Consider the following 19566-nt stretch of genomic DNA (forward strand, 5'->3'; position numbering starts at 1 on the left):
TTCCTGGCGTGGGGTGCGGCCGTGCAGGTCGGAGTGTGTTGTCACGCTTTCGTAACAGCCGCGGGCGGTCCGGGTGTTCAGGCCGGCGGGGGGCCGGAAGGGGACCCCCCTGGCGGACGCCCCCGGCGGGGCAGCGGCCCGGTCTCCCGCGGCAGCCGCCCCGCCTCGGCCAGCGCCTTCCGCAGCAGGAACTCGATCTGCGCGTTGGCCGACCGCAGCTCGTCCCCGGCCCACCGCGCGAGCGCCTCGTACACCGCCGGGTCCAGCCGCAGCAGCACCTGCTTGCGCTGCTGCTGCGGCCGGCGCTGCGGGCCCTGGCCTTCGGGAGGGACCGTCACTGGTAGAGGGACCCGGTGTTGAGGACCGGCTGCGCGGCCCGGTCGCCGCACAGCACCACCATCAGGTTGGAGACCATCGCCGCCTTCCGTTCGGAGTCCAGCTCCACGATGTCGCGCTCGGTGATCCGGGCGATCGCAGCCTCCACCATGCCCACCGCGCCGTCCACGATCTGCCGCCGCGCCGCGACCACCGCCCCGGCCTGCTGCCGCTGGAGCATCGCCGAGGCGATCTCGGGGGCGTACGCGAGGTGCGTGAAGCGGGACTCGATGATCTGCACGCCGGCCGCCTCCACGCGCGCGTGCAGCTCGACCGCGAGCTTCTCGGTGATCTCCTCGGCGTTGCCGCGCAGTGAGAGGCCGTCCTCCTCGTGGGCGTCGTAGGGGTACTCGATGGCGATGTGCCGGACGGCCGCCTCGGTCTGGGTGGAGACGAACTCGATGTAGTCGTCGACCTCGAAGGTGGCCTGGGCGGTGTCCTCGACGCGCCACACCACGACCGCGGCGAGTTCGATGGGGTTGCCGTAGGCGTCGTTGACCTTGAGGACGGCGGTCTCGTGGTTGCGCACACGCGTCGAGATCTTCGTGCGGGAGGTGAAGGGGTTCACCCAGCGCAGGCCGTCCTGCCGGATCGTGCCGCGGTAGCGGCCGAAGAGCTGGACGACCCGGGCCTCGCCCGGCGCCACCATGTTCAGCCCGCACATCGCGAGGAACGCCGCGAGCGCGACCAGGATGCCGCCGATGATCAGCCCGGCCTTGGCGCCGCTCGAGTCCACCGAGGGGGCGAGCGCGATCAGCCCCGCGCCGGCCAGCAGCCCGAGCAGACCGAGCAGCAGGGCCAGCCCGCCGCCGATGCTGTGCGCGGTGAACTCCCGCACCCGTGGCGCCGGCATCTCGGGCACGTCTGCGGTGACCTGCGTGTCGTGTGTGGACATGGGTGGTCCCCCGTTCTTCTGTCGAAGCCACTCCTGCATAGCTTCTGTCTAGCTAAGTGATATCACTTTATCGCGTCCTGGCAACCCTTCGCGTGTCTCGTACGTCGGTTCCGTTGGGATGGGTGCTGATTGTCACGTCCGCAAAGGGCCGGATCGGCAGCCCTATCTCTTATCTCCCGGTGTTAGCTTTCTGAGCTGACCTGAGCGGCGAACCTGTGTGACGCGTGAGCACACATGAACGAAGCGGAGCGGATCGGACCCATGGGACGAGCGGAAGAGAGACGCGCCAGACAGCGCGGTGGGCGCCGGGCGGCACCCAAGCGCCGTTCGTCGGGGGCGGCCGGGAAGAGCGGCATACGCAGGCTCTTCACCTGGAAGAAGATCCTCGGAACCTTCCTCGGCCTGTGCCTGCTGGGTATGGGCGCCTTCATCGTGCTGTACATGGTGATCGACATCCCCGAGGGGAACGCCGACGCCAAGCGCCAGAGCAACATCTACAAGTACAGCGACGGCTCGGTCATGGCCCGCGACGGCAAGGTCAACCGCGAGGTCGTCGACCTGTCCAGGGTCCCCAAGGGCGTGCGGCTCACCTTCGTCGCGGCGGAGAACAAGACCTTCTACAAGGACGCCGGCGTCGACCTCAAGGGCACCGCCCGCGGCCTGCTCAACACGCTGTCCGGCCGGGGCGCGCAGGGCGGTTCGACGATCACCCAGCAGTACGTCAAGAACTACTACCTGACGCAGGAACAGACCGTCTCGCGCAAGCTGAAGGAAATGGTCATCTCGCTGAAGCTGGACCGGGAGAAGTCCAAGGACTACATCCTCGCCGGCTACATCAACACCAGCTACTACGGCCGCAACGCCTACGGCATCCAGGCCGCCGCCCAGGCCTACTACCGCGAGGACGCCGAGGACCTCGACGTCGCGCAGGGCGCCTACCTCGCCGCGCTCCTCCAGGCCCCGAGCCAGTACGACTGGGCCGTCGCCTCGGAGGACGGTAAGAAGCTGGTGAAGGCGCGCTGGAACTACGTCCTGGACAACATGGTCGACGAGGGCTGGCTGAGCGCGTCCGAGCGGGCCGGCATGAAGTTCCCGGTGCCGAAGGAGCCCAAGCCCGCCCCCGGCATGGAGGGCCAGAAGGGCTATCTGGTCAACGCGGCCAACGCGGCTCTGGAGAAGCGGCTCGTCGCCGAGGGCACCGCCGACAGCGCCAAGGAAGCCGAGGCGCTGGTCAACGCCGGCGGCTGGACCCTCACGCTCAACATCGACAAGAAGAAGCAGGCCGCGCTGGAGAAGTCCGTCCGGCAGCAGCTGACCAGCAAGCTCGACCCCGACAAGCGCAAGGTCGACGCGGACGTCCAGGCCGGAGCCGCGTCCGTGAACCCCAAGACCGGCGCGGTGGTCGCGATGTACGGCGGCGAGGACTACTTCAAGCACTACACGAACAACGCCACCCGCTCCGACTACCAGCCGGCCTCCACCTTCAAGCCCGTCATCCTGGCCGCGGCCCTGGAGGAGCAGGCGAAGACGCAGAGCGGCAAGCCGATCACGGCCGACACGATCTACGACGGCACCAGCAAGCGCCAGGTCGTGGAGGACGGCACCAAGGTCGGTTTCGCCCCCGAGAACGAGGACGACCGGAGCTACGGGCCGATCTCCGTCCAGACGGCGATGAACAAGTCCGTCAACTCCGTCTTCGCGCAGATGGGCGTCGACGTGGGCATGTCCGAGGTGGTGAAGGTCGCCGGCGAACTCGGCATGGACACCGAGAACATGGAGGCCGTCCCCGCGCAGACCCTGGGCAGCATGGGCGCCAGCCCCCTGCAGATGGCCGGTGTCTACGCGACCCTCGACAACCACGGCAGGAAGGTCACCCCGGCCCTCCTGAAGTCGGCGGAGCACCTCAACCAGAACGTCACCATGCCCGACCCGGTCGGCGCCCAGGTCATCAGCCGCGAGGCCGCCGACTCGGTCACCTCGGTGCTGACCGGCGTGGTGGACGACGGAACCGCCCAGGAAGCCGTGGCCAACAACCCCCGCCGCGACGGCCAGCCGGTCGCGGGCAAGACGGGTACCTCCGACAACAACAAGTCGGCCTGGTTCACCGGCTACACGCCGAACCTGGTCACCTCGGTGGGCCTGTTCGGCGAGGACGCCAAGACCCACGCCCAGGTCCCGATGTACAAGGCGGGCGGCGAACCCCGGGTCAACGGCGGTGGCTTCCCGGCGCAGATCTGGGCGGCGTACACCTTCGGTGTGACGGGCGACGTCAGCAAGTTCGACCTGGAGACCCAGCAGGGCGCGGCCGTCCAGCCGACCTGGACGCCGACACCCACGCAGGAGCCGACCAAGGAGCCCACGCAGGAGCCGACGACCGAGGCGCCGTCGTCGTCCCCGCCGCCGACGACGGAGCAGCCCTCGTCGTCCCCGCCGCCGAGTCCGTCGACGGCACCGCCCACCCTCACCCCGCCCACGTCCCCGCAGACGACACCGCCGGGCGACGGCCGTGACCCGTTCGACCCGGTCAAGCCGGGCGAAGACGAGTAGGAGACGCCGAAGGGCGCCCGGTGAACACCGGGCGCCCTTCGCTCGTCCCCGCGGGCTCAGCCGCGGTTGAGCTCGAACCAGACCACCTTGCCGGTGCTGAGCCGGGTCGCGCCCCAGCGCCGGGCCATCCGGTTCACCAGGTACAGCCCGCGGCCGCCCTCGTCGGTGGCCCGGGCCTGGCGCAGCCGCGGCAGTTGCGGCACGTCGTCGCCGACCTCGCAGCGCAGCACGTCCGTACGCAGCAGGCGCAGCGTCACCGGCCGCGTGGCGTACCGCACGGCGTTGGTGACGACCTCGCTGACGAGCAGCTCCACGGAGTCGCTGAGCTCCTCCAGGCCCCAGCGCGACAGTGCGCGCCGGGCCAGCCGGCGGGCCCGCCCGGGGGCGGCGTCCTCCGGCTCCAGGAACCAGTAGGCCACGTCGCTGGGGGCGATCCCGTCGAAGCGGGCGGCGAGCAGCGCGATGTCGTCGTCCCGGTCGCCCGGGCCGAGCATGTCGAGCACCTCGTCGCACAGCGCTTCCAGGGGCGGCGGGTGATCCGGCCCGGTGAGCTGCGCGACCGCGGCGAGCTTCTCCCGCAGCTGCTCGATGCCCGTCCACACATCGCGCAGGCGCGACTCGACCAAGCCGTCGGTGTAGAGCAGCAGGGTCGCCCCGGCGGGCGCGTCCAGCTCCACGGCCTCGAAGTCCACGCCGCCGACGCCGATCGGGGCACCGGCCGGCACCCGCAGCACCTCGGCGCGGCCGCCCAGGTGGAGCAGGACGGGCGGCGGATGGCCGGCGTTGGCGATGGTGATGCGGTGCGATACCGGGTCGTACACGGCGTAGAGGCAGGTCGCCATGCGGTCCACGCCGAGGCGCTGGGCCTGTTCGTCGAGATGGTGCAGGACCTCCTGCGGCGGCAGGTCCAGTCCGGCGAGGGTCTGCGCCGTGGTGCGCAGCTGGCCCATGATGGCCGCCGAGGTCATGGAGTGGCCCATGACATCACCGACGACCAGGGCGACCCGGCTGCCGGGCAGCGGGATCGCGTCGTACCAGTCGCCGCCCACCCGGGCCGTCTCCGCCGCCGGCAGGTAGCGGGAGGCCAGCCGCACACCCGTCGGACGGGGCAGCGTCTCGGGCAGCATGGTGCGCTGCAGCTCGTCCGCGATGTACGCCTCGCGGCCGTACAGCACCGCCTTGTCGATGCCGAGGGCGCTGTGCGTGGCGAGCTGGGCGGCCACCAGGAGGTCGTCCGGCTCGAACGCCATGCGCTCGGGCCGGCGCAGGAACAGCGCCGCACCGATGACCCGGCGCCGGCCGCGCAGCGGGGCGAGGATCGCGCGCTGCCCGTCCGGCACACCGAACTCGCCGCCTTCACCGAGCAGTTCGGGCAGGGCGGCCTGGGCCGCCGGGGCGTCCGTGAACACCGGGCGCACACCCCGCAGGACCTCGGCGAGCGCGCTGCCGGGCCGCACCTCGCACAGCTCGGCGCCGACCGTGTCCAGCTCGTTCGGCTCGGGCTGCGCGGCCGGCAGGAAGCCGTTCTCCGTGTCGCGCTCCGCCGGTATCCGGTCGGTGCGGCGCAGCCGCAGCACCAGCGGGCCGGTGGGCCGCTCGTCGCCGACCGGCAGCGGATCACGCAGATAGACCAGGATCGCGTCGGAGAAGGTGGGCACGGTCGCCCGGCACAGCCCCATCACGATCTCGTCCAGGTCGATGCCGCGGGCGATCCGCCGGGTGGCGGCCCCCACGAACCTGAGCCGGTCGCCGTCCCGCCGCATGGGCGTGGGGCGGCCCGGCGGCAGGCTCTGGCCGCTGCGCCGGTCCTGCCCGTCGGTGGTCACCGGCGGCCGGTCCTGTTCGTCGGCCGGCTGGACCGGAATGCCCTCGGGGGCGGGACGCGGCCGGGGCGTCTCGCGCTCGGCGGTCTGCTCGGCACCCGGCTGGGAGTGCTCGGAGGCGGGGTCGCTCACAGTGTCCTTGCCCTTGCCGAACGGCGTGGAAGTGCCCGGCGTGCTGTGTGCCGTCGTGACCGGAACGGCGACGTCGCCGCCGGGGCGGCCCTGTACCGGTAAGGCGCCCGCGGCGGGCGCACGCGCCGGTGTCGGGGTATGCACGAACGCCCCGCGGGGATCCGCGGGGTCGACGCCCGTCTGGGGGCGTTCGAACGAGGTCGGCTGCTCCGTCACGCGTGTCGAATCCATCCGTCCGGGGCTGCGCACCGCGCGCGCAGATGGTCCCGCCGAAACTCCGATACCCGGAATACGTGCCCCAGGAACGGAATTCCCGCGTGGTCAGAGGTTGTTTCTGTGCCACCGGCGGACCGTCTGCGGCCCGCAGGGGCCGTCCGACGGCCCCTGGGGCCCGTGGCGCAGGCCCTTCCGGTGTTGCCCTCGTACCCCTCGCTCACGTCCTGCCGCCCCTCGGTGACGATCGGTCAAGCCCAGCGCGTGCTCCGGTAGTTGCCGCCGCGCGCCCTTGCGGAGGACGATCCTACGTTTCTTGCCCGGGGGCGCATCAAGGGTCTCATGTGGACACATGCGCGGGCGTACGATCCCAGTCCTCCGGCAGTGACGGTACCGTCCAGGACGGATCCGGGCGCCAGTGCTGCCAGCCTTCCGAGAACGGCGGCCCCCAGGCGCGGATCACCTCCACCGCGTCCCGCCCCGCCTCGCGTACCTTTTCCGCCTGTTGGTCGTCCATCAGCCCGTCTCGCAGGGCCTGGGCGAACTCGTCCTCGTCCCGCCAGTGCCAACTGCGGTCGGGATGGACGGAGATGTCCAGGAAATGGTCGACGGAGTCGACGCCGCCCGCCCAACGGGCCAGCGGCTCCTCCAGGTTCACGTACCAGTTCTTGAACTGCCAGCCCGGCTCCCAGAACAGCCACACCGACCAGGGTTCGCCGGGCCGGGCCAGCTTCAGCACACCCGTGCCGAACCACCGGTCGCGCTGCACGGTGCGCGGCTTGGTGTAGCGCGACTCCAGCGGTTCCAGGTGCACGGGCGTGCCGTCGGCGAGCACGGGCTTCACACATTCGGTGCCGGGCGCCAGCCACACGGCGAGCAGGTCCGCGTCGTCCCGGACGACGGTGACGGGACGCGCGATGTGCACGTGCGTGCCGCCGTTCTCCCGGTACCGCCACAGGATCCGGCTCCCGGGCGCCCAGAAGCCTGCCGCACCACCCGTTTCCACGCGTCTCATCGCTCCACCGTCCGCCATGAACAGATATTAGGTGCCGTAGGCATACGACGCTGCGGCGCGTGTCACGGTTCACGCGCCGGGCACACGTCTGCGTCCCGTCGTCACGGGCGGGTCATCCGCAGGACATCCAGTGCCTCGTCGAGCTGCTCCGCGGTCAGGTCACCGCGCTCCACGTACCCGCCGTCCAGCACGACCTGACGGATCGTCTTCCGTTCGGCCAGCGCCTTCTTGGCGACCTTGGCGGCCTCCTCGTAGCCGATGTACTTGTTGAGCGGTGTGACGACCGAGGGGGAGGACTCGGCGTACTCCCGCGCCCGCTCGCGGTTCGCGGTGATCCCGTCCACGGTGCGGTCGGCCAGCAGCCGCGTCACGTTGGCGAGCAGCCGGACCGACTCCAGCACGTTCTTCGCGATGACCGGCAGCATCACGTTCAGCTCGAAGTTGCCGGCGGCGCCGGCCGTCGCGACGGTGGCGTCGTTGCCGGCGACCTGCGCGGCGACCATCAGCACGGCCTCGGGAATGACCGGATTCACCTTGCCCGGCATGATCGAGGAGCCGGGCTGGAGGTCGGGCAGGGCGATCTCGGCGAGGCCGGTGCGCGGCCCGGAGGACATCCAGCGCAGATCGTTGGCGATCTTCGTCAGCCCGACCGCGATGGTCCGCAGCTGCCCGCTGGTCTCGACGATGCCGTCCCGGGCGCCCTGCGCCTCGAAGTGGTTCCGGGCCTCGGTGAGGGGCAGCCCGGTGGCGCGGGCGACCTCCTCGATGACGGCCGCGGAGAAGCCGGGCGGGGTATTGATGCCGGTGCCGACGGCCGTGCCGCCGAGGGGCAGCTCGGCGAGCCGGGGCAGGGAGGCCTGAAGCCGCTCGACGCCGTACCGCACCTGGGCCGCGTACCCGCCGAATTCCTGGCCCAGCGTCACGGGCGTGGCGTCCATCAGGTGCGTACGACCGGACTTCACGACGTCGGCGAACTCCTCGGCCTTGCGCTCAAGGGAGGCCGCCAGGTGCTCCAGGGCGGGGACCAGATCGCGCGTCACCGCGGCGGTGGCGGCGATGTGGATCGAGGAGGGGAAGACGTCGTTGGACGACTGGGAGGCGTTGACGTGGTCGTTCGGGTGCACGGCGCTGCCCAGCCGCTCGCTCGCGAGGGTGGCGATGACCTCGTTGGTGTTCATGTTGGACGAGGTCCCGGACCCGGTCTGGAACACGTCGACCGGGAAGTGCGCGTCCCACTTCCCCTCGGCGACCTCATCGGCCGCCTCCTGGATCGCCCCGGCGATGTCCTTGTCCAGGACCCCCAGCTCGGCGTTGACCTTGGCCGCCGCCCCCTTGATGCGGGCCAGCGCCTCGATGTGCGCGCGCTCGATGCGCTGCCCGGAAACCGGGAAGTTCTCGACCGCCCGCTGGGTCTGCGCCCGCCACTTTGCGTGGGCGGGCACCCGCACCTCGCCCATGGAGTCGTGCTCGGTGCGGTACTCGGTCCTGTCCTGCTCGTCGGTCATCGACGATCACCTCCACGTGTCACAGCGTCAGCGCCGCGACCACTGTTCCCCGTGGAGGCGAATCGTCACCGCCCTTCTCAGGCGAGTCCGGGACCGCGTACCGGAATGGAGGTGAACGTCGGCGCCGGTGCCGGGTCCTGGAAGAAGTCGTTGCCCTTGTCGTCGACGACGATGAACGCCGGGAAGTCCTCGACCTCGATCTTCCAGACGGCCTCCATGCCGAGCTCCTCGTACTCGACGACCTCGACCTTCTTGATGCAGTCCTGGGCCAGGCGCGCGGCCGGGCCGCCGATGGAGCCGAGGTAGAAGCCGCCGTGCGTGCCGCACGCGTCCGTGACCTGCTTGCTGCGGTTGCCCTTGGCCAGCATCACCTTGGAGCCGCCCGCCGCCTGGAACTGCTCCACGTAGGAGTCCATCCGGCCGGCCGTCGTCGGGCCGAAGGAGCCGGACGCGTAGCCCTCGGGGGTCTTGGCCGGACCGGCGTAGTACACCGGGTGGTCCTTGAGGTACTGCGGCATCTCCTCGCCCGCGTCCAGCCGCTCCTTGATCTTGGCGTGCGCGATGTCGCGGGCCACGACCAGCGGGCCGGTCAGGGACAGGCGGGTCTTCACCGGGTACTTGGTGAGCTCCGCGAGGATCGTCTCCATCGGCTGGTTCAGGTCGATCCTGACGACGTCGCTCTCGTCGAGGTGCTCGTCCGTCGTCTCCGGCAGGAACCGGGCCGGGTCCGTCTCCAGCTGCTCCAGGAAGACGCCCTCGGCGGTGATCTTCGCGACGGCCTGGCGGTCGGCGGAGCAGGACACCGCGATGGCGACCGGGCAGGAGGCGCCGTGCCGCGGCAGGCGCACCACGCGCACGTCGTGGCAGAAGTACTTGCCGCCGAACTGCGCGCCGATGCCGATCTTCTGCGTCAGCTCGAAGACCTTCTGCTCCAGCTCCTTGTCCCGGAAGCCGTGCCCGAGCTCCGAGCCCTCCGCCGGGATCTCGTCCAGGTAGTGCGCGGAGGCGTACTTCGCCGTCTTCAGCGCGTACTCGGCGGACGTGCCGCCGACCACGATCGCCAGGTGGTACGGCGGGCAGGCAGCGGTGCCCAGCGAGCGGATCTTCTCCTCCAGGAACTTCATCATGGAGGACTCGTTCAGGACGGCCTTCGTCTCCTGGTACAGGAACGACTTGTTGGCCGAGCCGCCGCCCTTCGCCATGAAGAGGAACTTGTAGGCGCCGCCGTCGGCCGCGTACAGCTCGATCTGCGCGGGCAGGTTGGAGCCGGTGTTCTTCTCCTCCCACATGGTGAGCGGAGCCATCTGCGAGTAGCGCAGGTTCAGGTTCTTGTACGCGTCGTAGATGCCGCGGCTCAGGGCCTCCTCGTCGCGGCCGGCCGTCAGCACGTTCTGCCCGCGCTTGCCCATCACGATCGCCGTGCCCGTGTCCTGGCACATCGGCAGCACACCGGCCGCCGCGATGTTCGCGTTCTTCAGCAGGTCCAGCGCGACGAACTTGTCGTTGCCGGAGGCCTCGGGGTCGTCGATGATGCGGCGCAACTGCGCGAGGTGGGCCGGGCGCAGGTAGTGCTGGATGTCGTGGATGGCCTCCTCGGCGAGCTTGCGCAGCGCCTCCGGCTCCACCTGGAGGAAGGTCCGCCCGTCCGGCCCCTCGACCGTGGAGACACCCTCGGAGGTCACCAGCCGGTACGGGGTGGTGTCCTCTCCCTGGGGGAGCAGATCGGTGTACGCGAACTCAGGCATCTCGCCCATTCCTCACTCGACAGACGCGGCCCGCCTCCTTTGGCGGGCGCCAACCAGCGTAGAACCTGCCGCTGACGGCGAGCTTGTGAGGTAAGGCTCAGTTCGTCACATCCGGCCGCGACCCAAGGGGCGCCGCCGAGGGGTGTCGCGATCTATCGTGTTTCGGTACGCTGCTGCCGTGGACCTTCAGAAGCAGGACCTCCAGCAGCAGAGCGCGCCCGCCGTCTCCGAGCTCCGCGCCTCCGACGCCGAGCGCGACCGCATCGCCGACATCCTGCACGACGCCCTGGCCGAAGGCCGTCTCACCGCGGACGAGCATGCCGAGCGCGTCGAGGGGGTGCTGCGCGCCAAGACCGTCGGCGAGCTGGAGGTCTTCATACAGGACCTGCCCGCCGCCCACCGCCAGGGCCCCGGCTCCTCCCCGGCTCCCGCCCCGCACCGCCCCACCGCCGGCGCCCTCCCGATCGACCCGGACGACAACGTCGTCGCGGTCTTCAGCGGCGCCGTCCGCAAGGGCCGCTGGCGCGCGGGCCGCCGTATCCACGCGTACGCGGTCTTCGGCAGTGTCGAGATAGACCTCAGCGAGGCCCTCTTCGACCATCAGCAGGTCGTCGTCAAGTCGTTCGCGATCTTCGGCAGCGTCGACATCCGCGTCCCGGAGAACGTGTCGCTGCGCGGCACGGGCAGCGGCGTCCTCGGCAGCTTCGAGGTGGACACCCTCGACTCGGGTGACCCGCAGGCCCCCATCGTGTACGTCGACGGCTGGGCCGTCCTGGGCAGCGTCGAGGCGCGGCCCAAGCGGGGCAAGATCGTCGCGGACATCCTGGACCGGGTGCAGCGCAAGGTCGACCGGAGTTTGCGCAAACACCTGGGGCATTGACAGGCGCGAATCCCCCGAATCCGGCGGTTCGGAACTCAGTGCATAGGCGCGCGTACAGCGGGTAGGCCTTGCTGCATCGTCTCTCGCTCGCGAAGCCGTCGTCAGGAGTAGACCGTGCTGCAACCGCCGCATTCGTCTCTGCAGGTAGCTGCCGTTCCGGCCCCGCGGGTGCCAGCGCGAGACAGGGACCAGGACGCCCCGTGGCACACCGAGGCGGTGTGCCGGCGTGACGAAGCGGGGCTGTTCTTCGCCCCCTCCAAGGAGCCGACCGCCGCGAGACTGTCCCGGGAGGAAGCGGCGAAGCGGGTCTGCGCCCGGTGTCCGGTGATGGTCGAGTGCCGCGAACACGCCCTGCTCCAGCCCGAGCCGTACGGCGTGTGGGGCGGCCTCACCGCCGCGGAGCGCCGCGTGGTCCTGGCCCGGCGCCGCCGCCGTGACATGGAGCTGAAGAAGGCGGCCCGCCCGGCGAACCAGATAGCGGCGGCGGGCTGACGGCCGAGGGCGCGAACAGCGTGCACTAACAGGGCGTACGAAACGGGCGTCCCCACCGCACCGGGGACGCCCTTTCGCTGCGCCGGTCTTCTTCTCGGGGCTACTTCCCCTTGTCGAAGTCGATCGCGCTGTAGGCCCGCAGCTTGCTCAGCCGGTGCTCGGAGGAGATCCGGCGGACCGTGCCCGACCGCGACCGCATCACGATCGAGTCGGTCGTGGCGTTCTCCGCCCGGTAGCGAACCCCCCGCAGCAGCTCCCCGTCGGTGATGCCCGTGGCCACGAAGAACACGTTCTCGCCGGTGACGAGGTCCTCGGTCGTCAGTACCCGGTCGAGGTCGTGCCCCGCGTCGATCGCCCGCTGCCGCTCCTCGTCGTCCTTGGGCCACAGCTTGCCCTGGATCGTGCCGCCGAGGCACTTCACCGCGCAGGCCGAGATGATCCCCTCCGGCGTACCGCCGATGCCGAGCAGCAGATCGACGCCCGTGCCCTCGCGCAGCGCCAGGATCGAGCCGGCCACGTCGCCGTCGGAGATCAGCTTGATGCGGGCCCCGGTCTCCCGGATCTCCTTGATGATGCCCTCGTGCCGCGGGCGGTCCAGGATCACCACGGTCACGTCCTCCGGCGCGGACCGCTTCGCCTTGGCGACGCGCCGGATGTTCACCGACACCGGGGCGTTGATGTCGACGAAGTCGGCCGCCTCCGGCCCGGTGACGAGCTTGTCCATGTAGAAGACGGCGGACGGGTCGAACATGGACCCGCGCTCGGCGGCGGCAAGCACCGCGATCGCGTTGGTCATGCCCTTCGCGGTCAGCGTGGTGCCGTCGATCGGGTCGACGGCGATGTCGCACTCGGGTCCGGTCCCGTCGCCCACGCGCTCCCCGTTGAACAGCATGGGGGCTTCGTCCTTCTCGCCCTCGCCGATGACGACGACGCCGTTCATCGACACGGTGGAGACGAGGGTGCGCATGGCGCGCACCGCAGCGCCGTCGGCGCCGTTCTTGTCACCGCGGCCGACCCAGCGGCCCGCGGCCATCGCCGCTGCCTCGGTGACCCGGACCAGTTCCAGGGCGAGGTTGCGGTCGGGGGCCTCGGAGGGCACATCAAGTTCGGACGGCAAGTGATGATGCTCGGTCATCGGAGCGCACCTTTCTGTACGACGACGGCCGGATGAGGGCTTTGTCGCCCGACTCTATCGCCGAGGCCCCAAAATGAGCAGGGGCCCCCACGGATGAGCGCGGCAGGGACCTGCGACGATAGGGGGCGTGGCAGGCAAGAACGGCAAGCAGAAGACGGCACGGGACATGATCCTCTCCATGGGAGTCATCGTCCTCGTGGCGGGCTTCGTGTACCTCTTCATCCCGCACGACGACAGCGCGCCCGACGTCAAGGCCGTCGACTACCGGGTCGAACTGCTCACGGCACGCCGTGCCGCCTCCTACCCGGTGGCCGCGCCCCAGGGCCTGCCCGACACATGGAAGGCCACCTCCGTCCGCTTCCAGGGCGACGAGTTCGACGCCTGGCACCTCGGCTTCCACGATCCCGAGGGGGAGTACGTGGCGGTCGAGCAGTCCACTCAGCGGCGCCCCGTCTTCCTCGACGAGGCGACCCAGGGCGCCCGGGAGACCGGGAAGACCGAGAAGATCGCCGGCGAGACCTGGACCCGGTACGAGGGCGGCCGGTACGACGCGCTGGTCCTGGAAGGCACCAAGGGTTCGACGACGGTCGTGACCGGCACCGCCTCGTTCGCGCAGCTGACGAAGATGGCCGAGGCGCTGCATACGAAGTGAACGCGCACGAGGAAGGCCCCCGGCGGATGCCGGGGGCCTTCCTCGTGCGCGTCGCTCAGACGGTCGTGACGACCTGGTCGAAGTCCAGGCGCGGGGAGCGCGGGTGCCAGGCGTCCGGCCCCGGGCGGCCGATGTTGACGACCATCAGCGGGGTGTGGTCGTCGTCCAGGAACTCCTTGCGCACACCCTCGAAGTCGAAGCCGGTCATCGGTCCGGCGGCAAGGCCGGCGGCGCGGACGCCGACGATGAAGTACGCGGCCTGGAGGGCGGCGTTCAGCGCGGCGGCGTTCTCGCGGACCGGGCGCTCGGTGAAGAAGACGTCCTTGATCTGAGGGGCGGCCGGGAACAGGTGCGGCAGCTCCTCGTGGAACTCGTTGTCCGCGGAGAGGATCGCCACCAGCGGTGCGCTCGCGGTCTTGGGCCGGTTGCCCTCGGCCATGTGCGCCACCAGACGCTCGCGGGCCTCGGGGGAGCGGACCAGGGTGATGCGCAGCGGGGTCTGGTTGAAGGCGGTCGGACCGTACTTGACCAGGTCGTAGATCGCCTGCACCTGCTCATCGGTCACCGGTTCGTCGGTGAAGGTGTTGGCGCTGCGGGCCTCACGGAACAGAAGGTCCTGGGCTGCGGGGTCAAGAACGAGGGACATGGATGCACTTTCTCGCGACTGTCGATCCGGATGACCGGCTGACGTCTCGACCGTACGCGAATGAAGTTCAACGTTCAATCAATGTGGGGGTGTCGCGTATCACGAACCGAACGCCCCAGGTCACTCCGCGTCCTCGTCCTCCGCGGTCTCCTCCGCCAGCGCCGCGTCCAGCCGCGCCCGGGCCCCCTCCAGCCACTGCCGGCACACCTTGGCCAGCTCCTCGCCCCGCTCCCAGAGCGCGAGGGACTCCTCCAGCGTCGTACCGCCCGCCTCCAGGCGCCGGACGACCTCGATCAGCTCGTCCCGCGCCTGCTCGTACCCGAGCGCCTCGCCGGTGCCCGGTGTCTCGTCAACCTCGCTGGTCATCCACCCACCCTATGTGTCCACTCGTACGGAGAACTCACCCTCGGAGACCCGCGCGCGCAGGGTCTCCCCGGCCGTCACCTCGCCCGGGTCGCGGACCGCGTGCCCGTCCGCCTTCTGCAGCACCGCGTACCCGCGCTTCAGGGTCGCGGCGGGGGAGAGGGCCACCACGCGCGCGTGCGTGTGCGACAGCTCCGACTCGGCGCGGTCGAGCTGGTGCCGCAGACAGCGCCGGGCCCGGTCCAGCAGGTCCGCCACCTGGTCGGCGCGCACCTCGATCATCCGGTGCGGGTCCTGTATCGACGGCCGCGCCAGCGCGTGCGCCAGCCCCCGCTCCTCCCGGTCCACCAGCGCCGCCACGCACCGCCGCGCCCGGTCCCGCAGCAGCCGCACCCGCTCGTACTCCTCGCCGACGTCCGGCACGACCTTCTTGGCCGCGTCGGTCGGGGTCGAGGCGCGCAGATCGGCGACGTGGTCCAGCAGCGGGTTGTCCGGCTCGTGCCCGATGGCGGACACCACGGGCGTACGGCACTGCGCGACCGTGCGGATCAGCTGCTCGTCGGAGAACGGCAGCAGGTCCTCCACGCTGCCGCCGCCCCGGGCGACGATGATCACGTCCACATCGTCGATCGCGTCGAGCTCCTTCACGGCCTGCACGACCTGCGGCACGGCGTGCACGCCCTGCACGGCGACGTTGCGCACCTCGAAGCGGACGGCGGGCCAGCGGTGCCGGGCGTTCTCCAGGACGTCCCGCTCGGCGGCCGAGGCCCGCCCGCAGACCAGCCCGACCAGCTGCGGCAGGAACGGCAGCGGCTTCTTGCGCTCCGGCGCGAACAGCCCCTCCCGGGCCAGGGCCTTCTTCAGCTGCTCCAGGCGCGCGAGCAGCTCACCGACCCCGACGGGCCGTATCTCGGCGGCCCGCAGCGACAGCTGCCCCCGCGGGGCGTACCACTCGGGCTTGGCGAGGACGACGACCCGGGCGCCCTCGCTCACCACGTCCGCGACGGCGTCGAACACCTGCCGGTAGCAGGTGACGCTCACCGAGATGTCGTACGACGGGTCCCGCAGCGTCAGGAACACCACACCCGCGCCCGGCCGCCGCGACAGCTGGGTGATCTGCCCCTCTACCCACACCGCCCCGAGCCGGTCGATCCAGCCCCCGATGAGCCGCGACACCTCGCCGACGGGCAGCGGGGCTTCCGGAGTCGTGTTCACAGCCATGTCCGCGAGGGTAGTGGTCACCGCCGACAACACCGCCCACCCGCGGGCGCGGCCGGACGTGCGCCACGTCAGTCTCCCCAGTCTTCGCGGGGACTCCACCAGCGTGCGATCTTCGACCCGCCGAACGCGGCCTTACGATGGGACGCATGTCTGCTTCGCCTGGCCGCCGTGTCCTGCTCGCCGCCCCCCGTGGCTACTGCGCGGGTGTGGACCGCGCCGTGATCGCCGTCGAGAAAGCCCTGGAGCAGTACGGCGCTCCGGTGTACGTCCGGCACGAGATCGTCCACAACAAGTACGTCGTGCAGACCCTGGAGAAGAAGGGCGCGATCTTCGTCGAGCAGACGGAGGAAGTGCCCCCGGGGAACATCGTCATGTTCTCCGCGCACGGCGTGGCCCCCGTCGTCCACGAGGAGGCCGAGCGCGGCAAGCTCGCCACCATCGACGCCACCTGCCCCCTGGTCACCAAGGTCCACAAGGAAGCCGTCCGCTTCGCGAACGAGGACTACGACATCCTCCTGATCGGCCACGAGGGCCACGAAGAGGTCATCGGCACCTCCGGCGAGGCCCCCGACCACATCCAGCTCGTCGACGGGCCGGGCGACGTGGCGAAGGTCGAGGTCCGTGACCCGTCCAAAGTCGTCTGGCTCTCCCAGACCACGCTGTCCGTCGACGAGACCATGGAGACCGTCGACGCCCTGAAGGACAAGTTCCCGCAGCTCATCTCCCCGCCCAGCGACGACATCTGCTACGCCACGCAGAACCGCCAGCTGGCCGTGAAGCAGATGGGCGCCGAGTCGGACCTGGTCATCGTGGTCGGCTCGCGCAACTCCTCCAACTCCAAGCGGCTCGTCGAGGTCGCCAAGATCGCGGGCGCCCGTGAGGCGTACCTGGTGGACTTCGCCGACGAGATCGACGAGGCCTGGCTGGAGGGCGTGACCACGGTCGGCGTCACCTCGGGCGCCTCCGTCCCGGAGATCCTGGTCGAGCAGGTCCTGGAGTACCTCTCCCAGCGCGGCTTCGAGGACGTGGAGATCGTCAAGGCGGCCGAGGAGTCCATCACGTTCTCCCTGCCCAAGGAGCTGCGGCGCAACCTGCGCGAGGAGGCCGCGACCCTGGTCGCCGAGCGCGGTGGCGCCGGCACCTCGACGACAGCCGGTGAAAATTCCGGGGAGTGATCGGGGACAGGCCGGGCAGCCCCGCTGCCCGGCCTGTGACCGTCAGTCGTTCGTCGTAACGTAGGGCCATGCAGATCTTCGGAGTGGACATCGGCGGATCCGGGATCAAGGGCGCGCCGGTGGACCTGGACCAGGGCGACCTGGCGCAGGAGCGCCACAAGGTCCTCACCCCCCACCCGGCCACGCCCGAGGCGGTGGCCGACGGCGTCAGGCAGGTGGTCGGCCACTTCGGCTGGACGGGCCCCGTCGGGGTCACGTTCCCGGGCGTGGTCACCGACGGAGCCACGATCCGCACGGCGGCGAACGTCGACGACAGCTGGATCGACACCGACGCCCGCGCGTTGCTCGGCGAGCGGCTGGGCGGACTGCCGGTGACGGTGGTCAACGACGCGGACGCGGCGGGTGTCGCCGAGATGCACTTCGGCGCCGGCCGCGACCGCCGGGGCACGGTGATCCTTCTGACCCTCGGCACGGGCATCGGCAGCGCGGTCTTCGTCGACGGCGTCCTTGTCCCGAACACCGAGCTGGGCCACCTGGAGCTCGACGGGCACGACGCGGAGAAGCGGGCCTCCAGCAAGGCCCGTGAGGACCACGACATGACGTGGGAGCACTGGGCGGTGCACCGCGTGAGCAAGTACCTCGCCCACGTCGAGATGCTGTTCTCGCCGGAGCTGTTCATCATCGGCGGCGGTGTCAGCCGCAAATCCCACAAGTTCCTGCCCCACATCGAGGGCATCAAGGCCGAGATCGTGCCGGCGCAGCTGCAGAACAACGCGGGGATCGTGGGCGCGGCGATGCGGGCGGCCGGTCGCTGAGGCCTGATCCGCCGCGTGTCACACCGGCGGCCGGGCCCCGGCCGTCCGCCGCCGGTGCACCAGCCTGATCCGCCGGACGATCACGATCAGCCCGGCGATCAGCGTCCCTCCGTACAGCCAGCCGGCCTGCGTGGCGAGCGCCGTCAGCAGGCCCATCAGCATGCTGCCGGTCCCTTCCTCGCCGTCGGCCAGCGGCAGCAGTCCCACGGCGAACGCGATCGGCACGACGACGGGCGGGGTCATCAGGTCCACCCGGCGCACCCAGAGGGCGGTCAGCGCGCACACGGGCAGGAACAGCACGCCGTACGCCGTCAGGGACGCCCCGAAAAGCGCCGAGCAGAGCGCGCCCAGCAGGAACATCACCACCGCGCAGAACAGCCCGCTGCCCAGGCCGGTCAGCCGGGGGTTCGGCAGGCCGCCCGCGGTGGGGACCGGTGCGGGCGCGGGCCGTCGTACCGGCGCGGGGCGGCGCTGCGGCCCGGGCGGCCGGGCCGCGCGCACCGGCTCGCCCCCCGCTCCCCGTCCCGCCTGGGACGGCACGGGCTGCCGGGGCGGCCTGGGAGGCCTGGGCCGGTCCCGTCGCGGTCCGTGCTGTCGCGTTCCGTACTGAGGAGATCGCGTCCTGTATTGCTCCACAACACCAACTTAGGTCGTTCTATATGCCGAATAGCCCCTCAGACACGCCGTCAGCCGCGGCTTGGCCAAGCGTTCGACTGTCCGCCCGGGCGGTTCCGGACACGCCGTAGACTGGTGGATCGGCCGGTCCCCTGGCCTCCTGGCCCTCCACTCACGGGAAGTCGCAACGTGTCGCTCACGATCGGAATCGTCGGTCTGCCGAATGTCGGCAAATCGACCCTGTTCAACGCCCTGACCAAGAACGACGTGCTGGCGGCCAACTACCCGTTCGCCACGATCGAGCCCAACGTCGGCGTCGTCGGCGTGCCCGACCCCCGCCTGACGAAGCTGGCGGAGATCTTCTCCTCGCAGCGGGTCCTTCCGGCCACCGTCGACTTCGTCGACATCGCCGGCATCGTCCGCGGCGCCTCCGAGGGGGAGGGCCTGGGCAACAAGTTCCTCGCGAACATCCGAGAGTCGGACGCGATCTGCCAGGTCATCCGTGCCTTCAAGGACGAGAACGTCGTGCACGTGGACGGCAAGGTCTCGCCGAAGGACGACATCGAGACGATCAACACCGAGCTGATCCTCGCGGACCTGCAGACCATCGAGAAGGTCCTGCCGCGCCTCCAGAAGGAGTCGCGCATCAAGAAGGACATCGCGCCGAAGGTCAAGGCCGTCGAGGAGGCCAAGGAGATCCTGGAGAAGGGCGACACGCTGTTCTCCGCGGGCATCGTCCAGGGCTCCGGGAACGAGGAGCTCCTGCACGACCTGCATTTGCTCACCACCAAGCCGTTCCTCTACGTCTTCAACGTCGACGAGGACGAGCTGACCGACGAGGACTTCAAGAACGAGCAGCGGGCCCTGGTCGCCCCCGCCGAGGCGATCTTCCTCAACGCCAAGCTGGAGGCGGACCTCGCCGAGCTCGACGAGGACGAGGCGCTGGAACTCCTCCAGTCCGTCGGCCAGGAGGAGCCGGGCCTGGCGACCCTGGCCCACGTCGGCTTCCGCACGCTGGGTCTCCAGACGTACCTGACCGCCGGCCCCAAGGAATCCCGCGCCTGGACCATCAAGAAGGGCGCGACGGCCCCCGAGGCGGCCGGCGTCATCCACACCGACTTCCAGAAGGGCTTCATCAAGGCGGAGGTCATCTCCTTCGACGACCTGGTGGAGACGGGCTCGGTGGCGGAGGCCCGTGCGAAGGGGAAGGCGCGGATGGAGGGCAAGGAGTATGTGATGCAGGACGGGGATGTGGTGGAGTTTCGGTTCAACGTCTGATCTCGACGTCGACAAACGGCCTGACCTGCGAGAAAGCAGGTCAG

At 70.5% G+C, this 19566-nt stretch carries 18 protein-coding genes; 7 read left to right on the plus strand and 11 right to left on the minus strand.

All coding sequences use genetic code 11. The annotated features are described in order from the left end of the window. Nucleotides 1-77 precede the first annotated feature (77 nt). Nucleotides 78-338: a type II toxin-antitoxin system antitoxin gene (locus HNR57_RS12625; protein ID WP_184559832.1), complete on the minus strand. Its 261-nt coding sequence runs from the start codon at nt 336-338 to the stop codon at nt 78-80. Then, entirely contained in the window at nt 335-1270 is a 936-nt protein-coding gene (locus tag HNR57_RS12630) for an SPFH domain-containing protein (RefSeq protein WP_184559834.1), read from the minus strand. The genes HNR57_RS12625 and HNR57_RS12630 overlap by 4 nt, the downstream gene beginning before the upstream one ends. A gap of 261 nt (nt 1271-1531) precedes the next feature. Here HNR57_RS12630 and HNR57_RS12635 point away from each other — a divergent pair, with 261 nt between their 5' ends. Continuing rightward, a complete protein-coding gene (locus tag HNR57_RS12635) occupies nt 1532-3817 on the plus strand; it encodes a transglycosylase domain-containing protein (RefSeq protein WP_184559835.1) in 2286 nt (761 codons plus the stop codon). Nucleotides 3818-3873: 56 nt separating this feature from the next. Here HNR57_RS12635 and HNR57_RS12640 read toward each other — a convergent pair whose 3' ends face one another. The 4 genes from HNR57_RS12640 to HNR57_RS12655 all read right to left on the minus strand — a co-directional run bounded on the left by HNR57_RS12640 (nt 3874) and on the right by HNR57_RS12655 (nt 10259). Next, the gene (locus HNR57_RS12640) at nt 3874-6003 is read right to left on the minus strand and encodes a SpoIIE family protein phosphatase (protein WP_184559838.1); all 2130 of its coding nucleotides are present in this window, start codon (nt 6001-6003) and stop codon (nt 3874-3876) included. 322 nt (nt 6004-6325) lie between these two features. Continuing rightward, a complete protein-coding gene (gene fomD / locus HNR57_RS12645; protein WP_184559840.1) occupies nt 6326-7018 on the minus strand; it encodes a cytidylyl-2-hydroxypropylphosphonate hydrolase in 693 nt (230 codons plus the stop codon). Nucleotides 7019-7101: 83 nt separating this feature from the next. Further along, on the minus strand, nt 7102-8505 hold the full coding sequence (locus HNR57_RS12650) for a class II fumarate hydratase (RefSeq protein WP_184559842.1): 1404 nt from the start codon (nt 8503-8505) through the stop codon (nt 7102-7104). A gap of 77 nt (nt 8506-8582) precedes the next feature. Next, the gene (locus tag HNR57_RS12655; RefSeq protein WP_281403880.1) at nt 8583-10259 is read right to left on the minus strand and encodes a fumarate hydratase; all 1677 of its coding nucleotides are present in this window, start codon (nt 10257-10259) and stop codon (nt 8583-8585) included. A 169-nt stretch (nt 10260-10428) separates the two neighbouring features. Between HNR57_RS12655 and HNR57_RS12660 the strand changes: the two genes are divergently transcribed. Together HNR57_RS12660 and HNR57_RS12665 are read left to right on the plus strand one after the other, a co-directional pair. Next, a complete protein-coding gene (locus tag HNR57_RS12660) occupies nt 10429-11130 on the plus strand; it encodes a DUF1707 SHOCT-like domain-containing protein (RefSeq protein ID WP_184559846.1) in 702 nt (233 codons plus the stop codon). A 114-nt stretch (nt 11131-11244) separates the two neighbouring features. Continuing rightward, nucleotides 11245-11622, plus strand: a complete 378-nt coding sequence (locus HNR57_RS12665) for a WhiB family transcriptional regulator (RefSeq protein WP_031132581.1) — start codon at nt 11245-11247, stop codon at nt 11620-11622. A 100-nt stretch (nt 11623-11722) separates the two neighbouring features. Here HNR57_RS12665 and glpX read toward each other — a convergent pair whose 3' ends face one another. Next, nucleotides 11723-12757 (minus strand): class II fructose-bisphosphatase, encoded by a 1035-nt coding sequence (glpX, locus tag HNR57_RS12670; protein ID WP_033311180.1) that lies wholly within the window; start codon nt 12755-12757, stop codon nt 11723-11725. 127 nt (nt 12758-12884) lie between these two features. Between glpX and HNR57_RS12675 the strand changes: the two genes are divergently transcribed. Next, entirely contained in the window at nt 12885-13409 is a 525-nt protein-coding gene (locus HNR57_RS12675; protein WP_184559848.1) for a DUF4245 domain-containing protein, read from the plus strand. Between the two features lie 55 nt (nt 13410-13464). Here the strand turns inward: HNR57_RS12675 and HNR57_RS12680 are convergent, their stop codons facing one another. From HNR57_RS12680 to xseA, 3 genes are all read right to left on the minus strand, one after another. Continuing rightward, entirely contained in the window at nt 13465-14055 is a 591-nt protein-coding gene (locus HNR57_RS12680; RefSeq protein WP_184559850.1) for a malonic semialdehyde reductase, read from the minus strand. 120 nt (nt 14056-14175) lie between these two features. Next, the gene (locus HNR57_RS12685) at nt 14176-14421 is read right to left on the minus strand and encodes an exodeoxyribonuclease VII small subunit (RefSeq protein WP_184559852.1); all 246 of its coding nucleotides are present in this window, start codon (nt 14419-14421) and stop codon (nt 14176-14178) included. Between the two features lie 9 nt (nt 14422-14430). After that, on the minus strand, nt 14431-15639 hold the full coding sequence (gene xseA, locus HNR57_RS12690) for an exodeoxyribonuclease VII large subunit (protein ID WP_184559854.1): 1209 nt from the start codon (nt 15637-15639) through the stop codon (nt 14431-14433). Nucleotides 15640-15776: 137 nt separating this feature from the next. Between xseA and HNR57_RS12695 the strand changes: the two genes are divergently transcribed. Both HNR57_RS12695 and ppgK read left to right on the plus strand, forming a co-directional pair. After that, nucleotides 15777-16814 carry a 4-hydroxy-3-methylbut-2-enyl diphosphate reductase gene (locus HNR57_RS12695; protein WP_184559856.1) on the plus strand — a complete coding sequence of 346 codons (1038 nt, stop codon included), beginning with the start codon at nt 15777-15779 and terminating at the stop codon, nt 16812-16814. A gap of 68 nt (nt 16815-16882) precedes the next feature. Continuing rightward, nucleotides 16883-17629: a polyphosphate--glucose phosphotransferase gene (gene ppgK / locus HNR57_RS12700; protein WP_184559857.1), complete on the plus strand. Its 747-nt coding sequence runs from the start codon at nt 16883-16885 to the stop codon at nt 17627-17629. A gap of 18 nt (nt 17630-17647) precedes the next feature. Here ppgK and HNR57_RS12705 read toward each other — a convergent pair whose 3' ends face one another. Further along, a complete protein-coding gene (locus HNR57_RS12705; protein WP_184559859.1) occupies nt 17648-18265 on the minus strand; it encodes a DUF6542 domain-containing protein in 618 nt (205 codons plus the stop codon). A 168-nt stretch (nt 18266-18433) separates the two neighbouring features. On the opposite strand from HNR57_RS12705, the gene ychF reads away from it, so the two are divergent. Continuing rightward, nucleotides 18434-19522, plus strand: a complete 1089-nt coding sequence (gene ychF, locus HNR57_RS12710) for a redox-regulated ATPase YchF (RefSeq protein ID WP_030842729.1) — start codon at nt 18434-18436, stop codon at nt 19520-19522. Nucleotides 19523-19566: the final 44 nt, after the last annotated feature.

The sequence above is a fragment of the Streptomyces paradoxus genome (assembly GCF_014202475.1).
Taxonomy (GTDB): Bacteria; Actinomycetota; Actinomycetes; order Streptomycetales; family Streptomycetaceae; genus Streptomyces; species Streptomyces paradoxus.